This is a genomic window from Iodobacter ciconiae (assembly GCF_003952345.1).
In the GTDB taxonomy this organism is placed as follows: domain Bacteria; phylum Pseudomonadota; class Gammaproteobacteria; order Burkholderiales; family Chitinibacteraceae; genus Iodobacter; species Iodobacter ciconiae.
On the sequence record NZ_CP034433.1, the window covers coordinates 2,585,346 to 2,599,719 of the forward strand.

Annotated in this window: 17 protein-coding genes; 5 read left to right on the forward strand and 12 right to left on the reverse strand. The window is 46.1% G+C overall.

The genetic code is table 11. The features are described from left to right. Window positions 1-27: 27 nt before the first annotated feature. Both EJO50_RS11145 and EJO50_RS11150 read right to left on the reverse strand, forming a co-directional pair. Entirely contained in the window at window positions 28-477 is a 450-nt protein-coding gene (locus EJO50_RS11145) for an NUDIX hydrolase (protein WP_125974197.1), read from the reverse strand. Between the two features lie 34 nt (window positions 478-511). Next, entirely contained in the window at window positions 512-1,135 is a 624-nt protein-coding gene (locus EJO50_RS11150; RefSeq protein WP_125974199.1) for a pseudouridine synthase, read from the reverse strand. Between the two features lie 125 nt (window positions 1,136-1,260). Between EJO50_RS11150 and icd the strand changes: the two genes are divergently transcribed. Continuing rightward, on the forward strand, window positions 1,261-2,484 hold the full coding sequence (gene icd, locus EJO50_RS11155; RefSeq protein ID WP_125974201.1) for an NADP-dependent isocitrate dehydrogenase: 1,224 nt from the start codon (window positions 1,261-1,263) through the stop codon (window positions 2,482-2,484). Window positions 2,485-2,614: 130 nt separating this feature from the next. Here icd and EJO50_RS11160 read toward each other — a convergent pair whose 3' ends face one another. Both EJO50_RS11160 and EJO50_RS11165 read right to left on the reverse strand, forming a co-directional pair. Next, window positions 2,615-2,818 carry a cold-shock protein gene (locus EJO50_RS11160; protein ID WP_046351602.1) on the reverse strand — a complete coding sequence of 68 codons (204 nt, stop codon included), beginning with the start codon at window positions 2,816-2,818 and terminating at the stop codon, window positions 2,615-2,617. A 114-nt stretch (window positions 2,819-2,932) separates the two neighbouring features. After that, window positions 2,933-3,136 carry a cold-shock protein gene (locus EJO50_RS11165; RefSeq protein ID WP_046351601.1) on the reverse strand — a complete coding sequence of 68 codons (204 nt, stop codon included), beginning with the start codon at window positions 3,134-3,136 and terminating at the stop codon, window positions 2,933-2,935. 309 nt (window positions 3,137-3,445) lie between these two features. Between EJO50_RS11165 and clpS the strand changes: the two genes are divergently transcribed. Together clpS and clpA are read left to right on the forward strand one after the other, a co-directional pair. Continuing rightward, window positions 3,446-3,757 carry an ATP-dependent Clp protease adapter ClpS gene (clpS, locus tag EJO50_RS11170; RefSeq protein ID WP_125974203.1) on the forward strand — a complete coding sequence of 104 codons (312 nt, stop codon included), beginning with the start codon at window positions 3,446-3,448 and terminating at the stop codon, window positions 3,755-3,757. Continuing rightward, window positions 3,754-6,018, forward strand: coding sequence for an ATP-dependent Clp protease ATP-binding subunit ClpA (clpA, locus tag EJO50_RS11175; RefSeq protein WP_125974205.1), 2,265 nt, complete (start codon window positions 3,754-3,756; stop codon window positions 6,016-6,018). The genes clpS and clpA overlap by 4 nt, the downstream gene beginning before the upstream one ends. A gap of 66 nt (window positions 6,019-6,084) precedes the next feature. On the opposite strand, the gene EJO50_RS11180 is transcribed toward clpA, so the two are convergent. The 8 genes from EJO50_RS11180 to ffh all read right to left on the reverse strand — a co-directional run bounded on the left by EJO50_RS11180 (window position 6,085) and on the right by ffh (window position 12,056). Next, window positions 6,085-6,909 carry a mechanosensitive ion channel family protein gene (locus EJO50_RS11180; RefSeq protein ID WP_125974207.1) on the reverse strand — a complete coding sequence of 275 codons (825 nt, stop codon included), beginning with the start codon at window positions 6,907-6,909 and terminating at the stop codon, window positions 6,085-6,087. 63 nt (window positions 6,910-6,972) lie between these two features. Then, entirely contained in the window at window positions 6,973-7,896 is a 924-nt protein-coding gene (xerD, locus tag EJO50_RS11185) for a site-specific tyrosine recombinase XerD (protein WP_125974209.1), read from the reverse strand. Next, window positions 7,893-8,378 carry a methylated-DNA--[protein]-cysteine S-methyltransferase gene (locus EJO50_RS11190; RefSeq protein ID WP_125974211.1) on the reverse strand — a complete coding sequence of 162 codons (486 nt, stop codon included), beginning with the start codon at window positions 8,376-8,378 and terminating at the stop codon, window positions 7,893-7,895. Before EJO50_RS11190 ends, xerD begins: the two co-directional genes overlap by 4 nt. Before the next feature lie 74 nt (window positions 8,379-8,452). Then, on the reverse strand, window positions 8,453-8,836 hold the full coding sequence (gene rplS, locus EJO50_RS11195; RefSeq protein WP_099396458.1) for a 50S ribosomal protein L19: 384 nt from the start codon (window positions 8,834-8,836) through the stop codon (window positions 8,453-8,455). 40 nt (window positions 8,837-8,876) lie between these two features. Further along, window positions 8,877-9,614, reverse strand: a complete 738-nt coding sequence (gene trmD / locus EJO50_RS11200; protein ID WP_233702267.1) for a tRNA (guanosine(37)-N1)-methyltransferase TrmD — start codon at window positions 9,612-9,614, stop codon at window positions 8,877-8,879. Between the two features lie 43 nt (window positions 9,615-9,657). Beyond that, window positions 9,658-10,191 (reverse strand): ribosome maturation factor RimM, encoded by a 534-nt coding sequence (gene rimM, locus EJO50_RS11205; protein WP_308418400.1) that lies wholly within the window; start codon window positions 10,189-10,191, stop codon window positions 9,658-9,660. 8 nt (window positions 10,192-10,199) lie between these two features. Further along, window positions 10,200-10,451 carry a 30S ribosomal protein S16 gene (gene rpsP, locus EJO50_RS11210; RefSeq protein ID WP_125974215.1) on the reverse strand — a complete coding sequence of 84 codons (252 nt, stop codon included), beginning with the start codon at window positions 10,449-10,451 and terminating at the stop codon, window positions 10,200-10,202. 252 nt (window positions 10,452-10,703) lie between these two features. Beyond that, entirely contained in the window at window positions 10,704-12,056 is a 1,353-nt protein-coding gene (ffh, locus tag EJO50_RS11215; RefSeq protein ID WP_125974217.1) for a signal recognition particle protein, read from the reverse strand. 55 nt (window positions 12,057-12,111) lie between these two features. Between ffh and EJO50_RS11220 the strand changes: the two genes are divergently transcribed. After that, window positions 12,112-12,960 (forward strand): cytochrome C assembly family protein, encoded by an 849-nt coding sequence (locus tag EJO50_RS11220; protein WP_125974219.1) that lies wholly within the window; start codon window positions 12,112-12,114, stop codon window positions 12,958-12,960. Window positions 12,961-13,091: 131 nt separating this feature from the next. After that, window positions 13,092-14,276 (forward strand): HlyC/CorC family transporter, encoded by a 1,185-nt coding sequence (locus EJO50_RS11225; protein WP_233702057.1) that lies wholly within the window; start codon window positions 13,092-13,094, stop codon window positions 14,274-14,276. The last annotated feature ends 98 nt before the right edge of the window (window positions 14,277-14,374 follow it).

Genomic DNA, 14,374 nt, shown 5'->3' on the forward strand with positions numbered 1-14,374 from the left:
TTTCCAGTAAACCGCATTACGATCTCTCTAACGATCAAAATCACGCAAAATTTCCAGCGAGTAACGACAACCCGCTGAATAATCATCGATACACGCCAATAACAAGGGACTGCGATGCTGTTCAGCGCGCGCCACAACTTCATCCCGCGTCAGCCACACCGCCTGCTCAATATCCGCATCTAAAACACGACCAGCCTCAACACCAGCTAAATCACCAGCAAATGCAAAGCGAAGATACGTTAATTCTGGTCGCTCTGGCGGTGACCACTGATACATACCGATCAAGAAGCGAGGCACAAAACGATAGGCCGTTTCTTCTAATGTTTCGCGAATCGCCGCTTCAACAATACCTTCGCCATATTCAACATGACCAGCCGGCTGATTAAGTTTTAATTTACCTAAAATTCGTTCTTCAACCAATAAAAACCGGCCCGCCTCTTCAATCACTGCAGCGACTGTCACATTAGGTTTCCACATCGACATTCCTTCATCAATTATCAACTCATCCGTATTAGCGAGTTTTATTCGGCCCCCGCCGCCCCCGTTGCTTAGGCTTTGTAGTTTCTGGATTTGGATTTACGACTCGGGGAGCTGCCACTGTTTCAACGCGCCAAGCCCCCAAAGGCAAGTTATCTACAGACCAATCACCAATTGCATAGCGAATCAGTCTTAATGTAGGAAAACCGACCTTAGCGGTCATGCGCCGCACCTGACGATTTTTACCCTCTCGAATGATAATTTCCAGCCAGGTTGTCGGCACACACACCCTAAAGCGCACAGGAGGCACGCGCGGCCACAAACAAGCGGGCTCATCAATGATGCGCACCTGTGCTGGACGAGTAATAAAATCACCTAAATCCACGCCCGTCAATAAAGGCTGCAAATCTGACAAACTCGGGCTACCCTCTACCTGCACCCAATATGTTTTGGGCAATTTATGCCTGGGGTCGGCAATTTTTGCTTGCAGAGGACCTGAATCCGTTAGAAGCAGCAGACCTTCTGAATCTGTATCCAAACGCCCGGCTGGATAAACATCCTTAATAGGAACAAAATCAGCCAGCGAAGCATGCGGCGGCGAGGGTGAAAACTGGCAGATCACCCCGTAAGGTTTATTTAAAAGTATGAGCTGAGGCATAGCGGCTTGGCAGTATTGCTACAAAACAGCGATAATAGGCTGTTTTTTCATCGGTGCCCCACAAGAAATTCACAATACTTACCGATGAGAAGAGACAAACCACTCGACACAACAGGAATACACAGATGAGCCTGATCAAAGTTCCGCAAGATGGCGCGAAAATCGTCCAAAACCTTGCAACTCCAGATAATCCGATTATCCCGTTTATCGAAGGCGACGGTATTGGCGTAGATATCACCCCCGTCATGATCGACGTTGTCGATGCTGCAGTAAAGAAATGCTACGGCAGCGGCCGTAAAATTCACTGGATGGAAATCTACTGCGGTGAAAAAGCATCTAAATTGTATCCGGATGGCACTTACCTGCCAGAAGAAACATTAGCTGCATTGCAAGAATATGTTGTATCAATCAAAGGCCCGCTGGCAACACCAGTAGGCGGCGGCATTCGCTCATTAAATGTGGCACTGCGTCAGCAACTTGACCTCTACGTTTGCCTGCGCCCGGTTCGCTATTTCCAGGGAGTTCCTTCTCCTGTTAAACACCCTGAGCAGATCGAAATGGTCATTTTCCGTGAAAATACCGAAGACATCTACGCAGGTATCGAGTGGGATGCGCAATCTGAAGGCGCAAAAAAAGTGATCGATTTCCTGCAAAACGAAATGGGCGTGAAGAAAATTCGCTTCCCGGAATCATCCAGCATAGGCATCAAGCCTGTAAGCAAAGATGGGACTGAACGCCTGGTGCGTCGCGCAATTCAGTATGCAATCGACAACAACCGTAAGAGTGTTACCTTGGTTCATAAAGGTAACATCATGAAATATACCGAAGGCATGTTTCGCACCTGGGGCTATGAATTAGCCAAGAAAGAATTTGGCGGCGTAGAAATTGATGGCGGTCCATACCTTGAGCTACCAAATGGCATCGTTATTAAAGATGTAATTGCTGATGCATTCTTGCAGCAAATCCTCTTACGCCCAGCTGAATACGATGTAATTGCAACACTCAACCTGAATGGCGATTACATTTCTGACGCCTTAGCAGCACAGGTAGGCGGCATTGGGATTGCTCCGGGCGCAAACTTATCTGATAGCGTTGCCATGTTTGAAGCAACGCACGGCACAGCACCGAAGTATTCTGGCCAGGACAAAGTAAATCCGGGCTCGCTACTGCTTTCTGCTGAAATGATGTTGCGTCATATGGGCTGGAAAGAAGCTGCAGATTTGATCATTACCGCCATGGAAAAAACCATTGCCGACAAAATTGTTACTTACGACTTTGCCCGCTTAATGGACAATCCAACGGAAGTAAGCTGCTCAGGCTTTGGCAAAGCCATTATTGAACGGATGTAATCTATCAGGCTGAATATAGCCAGGTCCAACCCCGCTTCGGCGGGTTTTTTATTTACTCCAAAGTATGCCCTCCGATATATAGACGCAAAAAAACCCCGCCTTGGCGGGGTTTTTAATCACCAGCAGCTAATTAAGCAGCTTGGATGTTAGAGGCTTGTTTGCCTTTAGCACCATTGGTGATGTCGAAAGAAACGCGTTGGCCTTCTTTCAGAGTTTTGAAGCCTGGCATGTTGATCGCAGAAAAGTGAGCGAAAATATCTTCGCCGCCTTCGTCTGGAGTAACAAAGCCGAAGCCTTTAGAATCATTGAACCACTTTACGGTACCTAGAGCCATTTTGGCACTTCCTATCTAAACGATGAAACATGGACCACCTCAGAAATGAGGCCCGGTTAAGGGATTGGCCCGAAAAAACCCGCGTGAGCGGGATACCATACCACCTAGCTGCGATTAAGCAGCTTGGATGTTAGAGGCTTGTTTGCCTTTAGCACCATTGGTGATCTCGAAAGAAACACGCTGGCCTTCTTTCAAGGTTTTGAAGCCTGGCATGTTAATCGCGGAGAAGTGAGCGAAGATGTCTTCGCCGCCTTCGTCTGGAGTAACAAAACCGAAGCCTTTAGAATCATTGAACCACTTAACAGTGCCCAGAGCCATTTGGGGTCTTTCCTATCAACTTGTAAAACATGAACCGCCTCGAAGAGGCACCATGAGGTTTGAGGTCCAAGACCAGCAAAACGGCCAAACCGGTACTGCAGAAACTTGTACATCAAACTCGAGCCACCTTTTTACGCGACTTTCACACTAAAGGTCAAGTAAAATTCTAAAAATAGATACTTATACTCAATAAAAAACCACGGTCCCAAACAAGCATGTACACCACCCACCCATCTTCATGCAGATCAGAGCTTGAAAAAGAACAGGGGCGGACCAAAATGACTATAAATCACACGATATGGTAGAAAAATGCCTTCACAGCATCAAACCGATGCCGAACTTAATCAGCAATCGACACTCTCACCACCACCCGCTTTGTGGCGTGTACTTCTGCTAAACGATGACTTTACACCAATGGATTTTGTCATCAATGTATTAGAAAAATTTTTCGGAATGAACCGTGAACGGGCGACACAGGTTATGCTTAAAGTTCACACAGAGGGGCGCGGAATGTGTGGGATATTCCCAAGGGACATTGCGTCCACAAAGGTCGCAGAGGTCAGCCAGTATTCAAGGCAACATCAGCAACCACTGCAATGCACAATGGAGGTGAACGAATGATTGCCCAAGAACTAGAAGTCAGCCTCCACATGGCCTTTACTGATGCGAGGCAAAAGCGCCACGAGTACATCACCGTGGAGCATCTTTTACTTGCCCTGCTGGACAATCCATCAGCAGCAGAGGTTCTGCGTGCCTGCGGCGCGCACATGGACGAGCTGCGTCGTCAGCTCGGTGATTTTGTTAAAGAGCATACACCGGTCGTATCTGGCGATGGCGAAGTTGAAACGCAACCAACCATAGGCTTTCAGCGCGTGATTCAGCGCGCTATCTTACATGTGCAATCTTCAGGAAAAAAAGAAGTGACTGGAGCTAATGTGCTCGTCGCCATTTTTGGCGAAAAAGACAGCCATGCAGTTTATTACCTGCATCAACAGGCTATTACCCGCTTGGATGTAGTGAACTTTATTGCTCACGGCATTGCAAAATCAGCTAATACACAACAGCCCACTCCACGCACCGAGCAAAACGAAGAGCACGAAGAAGAAACAACAAGCAACGGAGCACTCAACAGCTTTACCGAAAACTTAAACCAGCAAGCTATTGCTGGGCGTATTGACCCACTGATTGGTCGTGAGCATGAATTAGAGCGCGTGATTCAAACACTGTGCCGTCGCCGCAAAAATAATCCCTTGCTGGTTGGCGAAGCAGGTGTGGGCAAAACGGCAATTGCTGAAGGACTTGCCCGCCGCATTGTTGAGGGCAATGTACCAGACGTACTCAAAGATGCTACCGTCTATGGCTTGGATATGGGCGCTCTGCTGGCGGGCACCAAATACCGTGGAGATTTTGAGCAACGCTTAAAAGCTGTTATCAAACAGCTGCAAGAAGAACGCAATGCTGTGCTGTTTATCGATGAAATTCACACCCTGGTCGGTGCCGGCGCCGCTTCCGGTGGAACATTGGATGCGTCCAACCTGCTCAAACCTGCACTATCTAATGGCTCTTTAAAATGCATTGGTGCGACCACCTATACCGAATACCGTGGTATTTTCGAGAAAGACAATGCCTTATCACGTCGCTTCCAGAAAATCGATGTGCCTGAGCCTACAGTCGAGCAAACGATTGAAATTCTTAAGGGCTTAAAAGATAAGTTTGAGCAACACCACGGCGTAAAATATACCCTGGCAGCACTAACAACAGCAGCAGAGCTTTCAGCCAGATATATCAATGACAGGCACTTGCCAGATAAAGCCATTGACGTAATTGATGAGGCAGGTGCAGCACAGAAGATTTTGCCAAAATCAAAGCAAAAGAAAACCATTAACAAACACGAAATCGAAGAAATAGTTGCTAAAATTGCACGGATTCCACCTAAGAGTGTGTCGACAGACGACCGGAACACACTTAAGACACTGGAGAACGATCTTAAGCATGTGGTGTTTGGCCAAGAAAAAGCCATTGAATCCGTCGCGACTTCAATCAAGATGGCGCGTGCTGGCCTAGGAAACCCACAAAAACCTATCGGTACATTCTTGTTCAGTGGCCCAACCGGTGTAGGTAAGACAGAGGTTGCTCGCCAGCTAGCCTATACCATGGGCATTGAGTTGCTGCGCTTTGATATGTCCGAGTATATGGAGCGTCACGCAGTGAGCCGCTTGATTGGCGCTCCTCCAGGATACGTGGGCTTTGAGCAGGGCGGCTTACTAACAGAAGCAATTACCAAACATCCCTATGCAGTGTTGCTGCTAGATGAAATCGAAAAAGCACATCCGGACATCTTTAACGTCCTACTACAAGTAATGGATCACGGTACGCTCACCGATAACAACGGACGAAAAGCAGACTTCAGAAACGTAGTCATTGTAATGACAACCAATACTGGCGCTGAAACACTCACCAAATCAGTTATCGGCTTTACCACTAGCAAGCAAACTGGTGATGAGATGCAGGATATTAAACGCATGTTCACTCCAGAATTTCGCAACCGTTTAGATGCAATTATTCCTTTTGCACCGCTCTCGCATGAAATTATTATGCAGGTTGTGGATAAATTCCTGATTCAACTCGAAGTACAGCTACAAGAAAAGAAAGTAGAAGCCCACTTCACCCCGGCTTTGAAAACGCACCTTGCTGCTGAAGGTTTTGATCCGCTGATGGGAGCAAGACCAATGGCTAGATTAATCCAAGACACCATCCGCAAAGCGCTTGCAGATGAGTTACTCTTTGGCCGATTAATTAATGGAGGTGAAGTCACCATTGATATTGATGATGATGGGAAAGTAAGTTTAGAGATCCCTAATAAAATAGCGATACCTGCCTGATTCTCCTCAAACAAAAGCCCCTTCTTATTTTAAGAAGGGGCTTTGTTATTCCAGATTTAATAAGAATTAAGCCTGTTGCTGCACCACAACAGTTTGCGCAGGCATAGGTACTGGAAATCCAGCCTCGGCCAAGCTTTCTTTAATAGTACGATTTGTATCAAAATAAACTTGCCAGTAATGATCATTATGGCAATAAGGGCGAACAACCAACACAGGCCCTACCAAATTAAACTCAAGAATTTCCACGTCAACTTTAGGCTCAGCAAGCACATTAGGAATGGCCGCAATCTTCTCACGCAAAACTTGCATAGCAGCAGCATGATCCGCACTACCTGCCAATTGTGCTTTTAAATCGACACGGCGAAATGGGTTCAGAGTAAAATTCTGAATATTGTCTGAAAAAATTTTATTATTCCCGACCAGAGTCATCACATTATCAGGCGTATTGAGCATGGTAGAAAATAGACCAATCTCACTCACCGTACCCACAATCCCTGCAACAGAAACAAAATCACCCACTTTAAACGGGCGCAATACAATAATAAACGCACCAGCAGCGAAATTAGCCAGCAAACCAGACCATGCCATCCCGATTGCAATACCACCAGCTGCAATTAAAGCCGCAAAAGTTGTAGTTTGAATTCCGCAATAACCCAGAATGCCGATAACCAATAATATATTTAGCGTAACGGTAATTACTGACCCGACATAGCGTAAGACCGTTGGATCAACTTTTTGTTTACCCAACGAGCCCTGTACCAGGCGTACAGCAAAACCAATCAGCCAGCGACCGATCACCCAAAAAGCAATTGCCGCAATAATTTTCACACCAAACTCAGCCGCATAGCCCATAGCAAGATCTTGGTATTTCTGCGCCCACGTTACATCCATTATCTATCTCCCTAAACCACCAAATGGCGGACTAACTACAAGATTAACATATAGGCATAATTCTTATGAACGAGAACCACGTGGATGGTGCTCTTTATGCAACGATTTCAAACGCGCATTTGCCACATGAGTATAAATCTGGGTAGTCGTAATATCAGCATGTCCCAACAGCATTTGCACAATACGTAAATCTGCACCATGGTTTAACAAATGTGTTGCAAATGCGTGCCGTAAAACATGCGGACTTAAATGGCTGGCATCTATTCCTGCCGCAGCGGCGTACTGCTTGATGATGTACCAGAAGCCTTGCCGGGTGAGCGGTCTGCCCCGCTGATTTACAAATGCTTCAGCTACTTGATGTGTACCGACCAAAATCGGACGAGATCGCAGTAAATATTGCTCAATCCAATCTGTGGCCACTTCCCCCATTGGCACCAAGCGCTGTTTACCTCCCTTACCTGCCAGAATCTGCACATAACGCTCACGTGTTTTAATTTGCCCAAGAGGCAAAGTGACTAACTCAGTAACACGCAAGCCCGTTGCATACATTAACTCCAGCATCGCTCTATCTCTTAACCCCCCTGCCTGATCTAACTCAGGAACACGCAAAAGCGCCTCAATGCGATCTTCATCCAGTGCTTTTGGTAAAGGTCTTACCCGCTTAGGAGCAGTAAGCTCTGCCGTTGGATCAAAACTAGTTTGCCCAGATAAGACCCAATGCCGATAGAACTTACGCAAACTGGCCATACGTCTCGCTAAAGTTGCAGCTTTCATATCCCGTGCCTGCCGTGCCAAAAAAGCCTGTACACATTCACGATCTGCAGACAATAAATTACAGTTACGTTCTGCAACTAGCCAATGAGCCCAGATCAGCAAATCACGCCGATAACCATCAGTCGTATTTTTAGAGAGCTGATCACTCAGCCAAATTGCATCTAAAAACTCATCAATTAAAACCAACTGCTCATCCAGGCCCGCTTGGCTCATACATGAACACCTTCGTGGTTCAACAACCAACGCTTAATAGGCAACCAGTCAACTCCATTTCGACCCGCATTAAACCCGCCTAAACCTTTTGCCGCCACGACCCGATGGCAAGGAATTAGCAGCGGTAAAGGATTTCGCCCACAAGCACCACCCACAGCACGAGGGCTAGAATGAATTTTCCTGGAAATATCAGCGTAGGTTTGCAACTGTCCAGAAGGAATTACCGCAATTTCAGCCAAAACTTTCTTTTGATGCTCACTTACGGACAAAGCACACGGCAAATGAAAAACAAACAAAGGGTCCTGAAAATAAGCAGCCAGCTGACGGGCAGCCTCTTGCAATAAAGGACTTATTGGCGTCTGCAAGAAAGAAGAACCAGGAAGAAATTCAACTAAAACAAGCTGCTCATTCCGCTCAGCAAGGCCTAAGTGGCCAATGGGGCTGGAAATAACCGAGTAAGAATCTTTACTTTCGATGCGCATAACAAATCCGAATGTTATGGAAACGAAAACGCGGGCACTTGGCCCGCGTTTGAATACAATGTTACTTAAATAAATTAAGCAGCAGCTTTTGCAACAACCTTACGGGCAGGCAACTTTTCCTTAATACGTGCAGACTTACCTGAACGATCACGGAGGTAGTAAAGCTTGGCACGACGTACATCGCCGCGACGTTTCACTTCAACACCAGCAACCAGCGGAGAGTAAGTTTGGAAAGTACGCTCAACACCCATACCGGCGGAAATTTTACGCACGATAAAGGAGCTATTCAGGCCACGATTACGCTTAGCAATCACAACGCCTTCATAAGCCTGCAGACGCTCACGTGTACCTTCCTTAACCTTGACCTGAACGATCACGGTATCGCCAGGGGCGAATTCAGGAAGAGTCTTAGCTAAGCGAGCGATTTCTTCTTGCTCAAGTTGTTGAATCAAATTCATGGGTATTACTCCAATGTGAAGCTTGTTCCTTCAAAGGCGGCTAAACCACCTGATCTTGGTTTATCACCAGATCCGCCTTAAATTCGGCCAGAAGACGAGCTTCCTCTTTTGATAGCTGTCGCTTTATCAACAAGTCAGGCCTACGCAAAAACGTTCTGCCTAAAGACTGTTTTAAGCGCCAGCGCCGTATCAGTGCATGATTTCCTGAAAGTAAGACTTCCGGTACGCTCATACCTAGATAATTTTCGGGACGGGTATAGTGCGGGCAATCCAGCAACCCATCCACAAATGAATCTTCTTCTGCACTCGCTGCAGTATTAAGTACACCAGGCAATTGGCGAATGATGGCATCCATCAACACCATTGCAGGCAACTCTCCACCTGAGAGCACATAATCGCCGACCGAGATTTCTTCATCGATCTGACGATCCAGCAAACGCTCATCTACGCCTTCGTAACGGCCACATAGCAAAACCAAACCCGGCTTTTGAGCCAGCTCCAAGACTTTATCGTGTGTTAATGCCGCCCCTTGGGGAGATAAATAGACGGTATGCGTACTAGCAACACCCTCTTCACGCTGCCTTTTCTTAGCTGCTTCCAGCGCACTTTCAAGTGGCTCTGGCAACATCACCATACCGGGGCCGCCACCATATGGCCGGTCGTCCACAGTACGATGTTTGTCTACGGTGAAATCACGTGGATTCCAGCTGTTAAGTCCAAAAAGACCTAATTCAACCGCTCGCCGGGTAATACCATGACAAGTGATTGCTTCAAACATCTCCGGAAACAAAGTAATCACATCAAAGCGATATACCTGAGCCTTAGTAATCAAGGCCCCAATCCACAGAGATTGTTTTAACAGCAAGATCAACCTTGAGCACAACATGCGCCACAAAAGGCAGCAGACGCTCGGTCTGTCCATCTTTCACAACGATCACATCGTTAGCACCGGTTTCAAACAAATTATCCACAATGCCTAACTTTTCACCTTGCACATTAATGACATCCAGGCCGATCAAATCAACCCAGTAGTATTCATCAGTAGCAGGTGTCGGCAGTAGGCTACGGGAAACAGCAATTTTACAACTCTTTAGCGCAAATGCCGCATCGCGATCATTAACACCTTCAAGCTGAGCCGCTAATTTCTTTGTATGAACCTGACCTTCTACAAGCTTATAAGCCTGCCATTGACCATCGTGGCCAATCCACCAAGTGGCGTAGTCAAAAAGACTATCGGCATCCTCGGTATCACCAACCAGATTAATCCAGCCATGAACTCCAAAAGCCCCACTTACATAGCCCATGACCAGAAGATCATCAGGCACCGGCAGCAAAGCCCGTTTTTGCGTCGTCACGGTTTGAATCAAACAGCAGCTGGCTTGTAGCTTTTCAGCAACTTAGCAACGGAGTCAGAAGCTTGTGCACCAACGCCAACCCAGTAGCTTACGCGGTCCATAGCTAGACGCACGCCTTCTTCGCCATCTTTAGCGAGAGGATTGTAAAAGCCAAGACGCTCAACAAAGCGACCATCACGACGATTACGGGAGTCAGTTACAACAACATTGTAAAACGGACGGTTTTTAGCACCGCCGCGGGAAAGACGAATAACAACCATGGCATTAAACCCAGTAATGGAGATTAACTAAAGGGGTCCGATTATGAAACAAATAGCCGAACCCCGCAAGAATAACCGGCGAAAGTACAGCAAAAACAATCACGTTGTAAAGCCTAACGTGATATTCGGCAGCCGGTCAGGTGCGAATATTTTATAAAAAACCTTGCTAATTAGTAAGACGCATACCTAAAGCAGGCGGGTAATTTGAACAGGGCGGGAAGATCAAGCACGAGAATTTCTTCAAAGCCCAGCTTACATACCTGGCAGCATTCCCTTCATGCCACTCATACCTCGCATCAATTTCGCCATACCCCCCTTAGAAAACTGCTTCATCATCTTTTGCGTTTCTTCAAACTGTTTTAAAAGACGATTCACTTCCTGAACCTGTACCCCTGCCCCGGCAGCGATACGACGCTTACGGCTAGCCTTAAGTAGCTCGGGCTTCCGACGCTCTTCTGGCGTCATCGAATTAATAATACCCTCGATACGTGCTACCGACTTATCTGTTACCTGGCTATTGGCCATCTGGCTCACTTGGCCTGGCAACTTATCCATTAATGCACTCATCCCGCCCATTTTTTTCATTTGCTGGATTTGTGTTTTAAAATCCTCTAAGTCAAACCCTTTGCCGGATTTAACTTTCTTCATCATTTTGAGTGCTTCTTCCTGATCAACGCTATTTTGTACGTCTTCAATCAAGGACAGCACATCACCCATACCCAGAATACGACCAGCCATACGATCAGGGTGAAAGGGCTCTAATCCCGTCAGCTTCTCGCCCGTACCTAAAAATTTGATCGGCCTGCCCGTAATATGCCGTACTGATAATGCGGCACCACCACGTGAATCGCCATCCATTTTAGTAAGAATGACACCTGTTAAAGGAAGAGCCTCATTAAAAGCCTTCGCCGTATTAACAGCATCCTGCCCCTGCATGGCATCAACCACAAACAGAGTTTCAACAGGGTTAACTGCCCCATGCAGCGCTTTAATTTCAGCCATCAAGGCTTCATCAATTGCCAAGCGGCCGGCGGTGTCAACAATCAACACGTCATGAAAATGCTTTTTAGCGTAATCATGCGCAGCCAGAGCAATCTCAACTGGTTTTTGCCCAACATCGGAAGGAAACCACTCCACCTCTAGTTGCCCAGCCAGCATTTTTAACTGTTCAATTGCGGCCGGGCGATAAACGTCTGTGGAAACCAATAAGATCTTTTTCTTTTGTGTCTCTTTCAGTAATTTTGCTAATTTACCTGATGTAGTTGTTTTACCAGCACCTTGTAAGCCTGCCATTAAGATAACGGCGGGCGGAACAGCTGCCAAGTTGAGCGCATCATTTTGCGCTCCCATTAACTTGGTTAGTTCTTCATGTACAACACCAATTACTGCTTGACCTGGAGTAAGACTACCAATAACTTCATGACCCTGAGCTCGGACTTTAACGTCATTAATAAACTGCTTAACCACCGGCAAGGCAACATCGGCTTCAAGCAAAGCCATGCGCACTTCACGCATAGCATCTTGAATATTGGCTTCGGTCAGGCGAGACTGACCACGCAGGTTTTTGACAACACCTGAAAGACGACTAGAAAGATTTTCAAACATGCGTATCCTTTGCTTGGCAACAACCCCAAGAGGGGCCTCGCTCTGATAAACTTATATGATGACTATTTTACCTGAAGTTAGCCCAGCAACTTATTTAGCGCTGCTGGCCTTAGCCATTTATCTGCTGCTTGGCTGGCATTTTTATCGCAGCCGGCTCGCCTCCTCACGCCCTAAGCGACTGCTTAACCCAATGCTTGAGCAGCTTTTGCTCGTCTTTGGGCTAATTTTACACGCCCTGGTTCTCCTCCCACCGTTATTGTGGTCAAGTGATCTACGTTTTGGTGCAGCAGAGGCCTTATCATTGAGCGCATTTTCCACTCTATGCATTTATTTATGCGGTCAGCTATTTTGGAAAATGGATGGCTTACAACCGCCGATGCTAGGTATAGCGGCAGCATTCCTATTTATATCCCTACTACTCCCCCTCGGGCACTCAATTACTTACCCTCTCAGCCCACTATCCCGGGGGCACTTTTTACTCGCCATGTTTGCGCATGGCATGCTGCTTAATGCTGCTGGCGTCGCCATTCTAATGCGTTTTGCTGATAGAACATTACACAAAGCTCAGGCAGGCTCTCTCATTCGTACATTACCCCCGCTAATGACGCTTGAGCGACTCATGTTTGCTTGTGTGAGGTTGGGCTTTATTTTACTGACTTTAGCACTACTCACCGGAATCTTTTTTGCAGAACAGGTATTTGGGCATGGCCTGATATTTTCACACAAAATTATTCTCTCCATTGCCGCATGGCTAGTGTTCGGAACTTTACTTTGGGGACGGTGGAAAAATGGCTGGCGCGGGCGCTTTGCAGCAAACTGGACACTTTTTGGCTTTGCCCTACTTTTTCTAGGTTATATAGGTAGCCGCTTTGTTCTGGAAGCGCTTCTACACCGGCCTTTTTGAAAAAATAAAATACAACACCACAAACTACGGATACAGCAACAACATTGGAACAAATTTCTTTATCCTACTTATACATTGCTCTTGCCCTATGCTTAGCAACTTCCGCTTTTTTTTCTGCAGCGGAAACGGCTATGATGGCGGTCAACCGCTATAAAATTGCCAGCAAAGCACGCCAGGGACATTTGGCTGCTGCACGCACACAAAAGTTACTTGATCAAACGGACAAGCTACTTTCAGTTATTTTAATTGGCAACACGCTCATAAATACAGCATCTGCTACGCTATCTACCCTAATTGCAAGCAAGCTTTTTGCAGGTAATGATTTTGCACTGGGAGTCGCGACACTGCTGGTGGCCTTTTCAATTCTTATTTTCTCTGAAGCTACGCCTAAAGTATTAGCTGCTAATTACGCAGAGCCTTTTGCCTATGCAGCATCTTATCCGCTACTTATTTTGTTGCGTATTTTTTATCCAGCAGTCTGGCTGGTTAATTTATTTGTCAGTGCCCTTATTAAAATATTACGCCTAAAAAAAAACCATAATAATCAGCACGCTCTCTCCCCTGAGGAATTACGCCTATTGGTTTTAGAATCAGGGCGTTATATGGAAAAAAAACACCACACTATTTTGCTTAATTTATTTGAACTTGCAAGTATTACGGTCGACGATGTAATGACTCCCCGACATCAAATAGAAAGTATCGACCTGGATGCTCCTACTGATGAAATTCGCAAGCAAATTTTCACCTGTCACCATACGCGTTTACCGGTTTACTCGAGTAATCCAGACAATATCACTGGTATTTTGCATATCCGTAAAATTTTGTCCTTAAAGGAAGACGAAATAAATCAGGTAAGACTAAGTGAAATGATGCGGCCTCCTTACTTTATTCCATCAAGTACGCCACTATTTACCCAATTACAGAATTTTCAAGAAAATAAACGTAGAATGGCCGTCGTAGTTGATGAATATGGGGAAATGCAAGGCCTTGTCACTCTGGAAGATATCCTGGAGCAAGTAATTGGAGAATTCACCACCAATGCACCAGCTCAGGGCAAAGTATTACGACAACCAGATGGGAGCGTCTTACTGGATGGAGCATCCAGCCTGCGGGAGCTCAATAGAAAATTACGCCTGGCATTTCCTGTAGATGGACCTAAAACATTAAATGGACTCATACTCGAGCACTTTGAAGATATTCCCGATGCGGGGACTTGCCTTGTTTTAGCAGGCCAGCGAATTGAAATTGTTCAAACTCAGGATCGAAGCATTCGTGTTATTCGTCTTTATGCTCAGGACATTAAATCCCTTTCATGATATGAAAATATTTTAAAGCAAAGAAAGCGCAAGATTAAAAGGTGTTTGCTAAACTGAAAAAGTAAGACAATACCGCTATTTTTTCCAATTTTTGATTA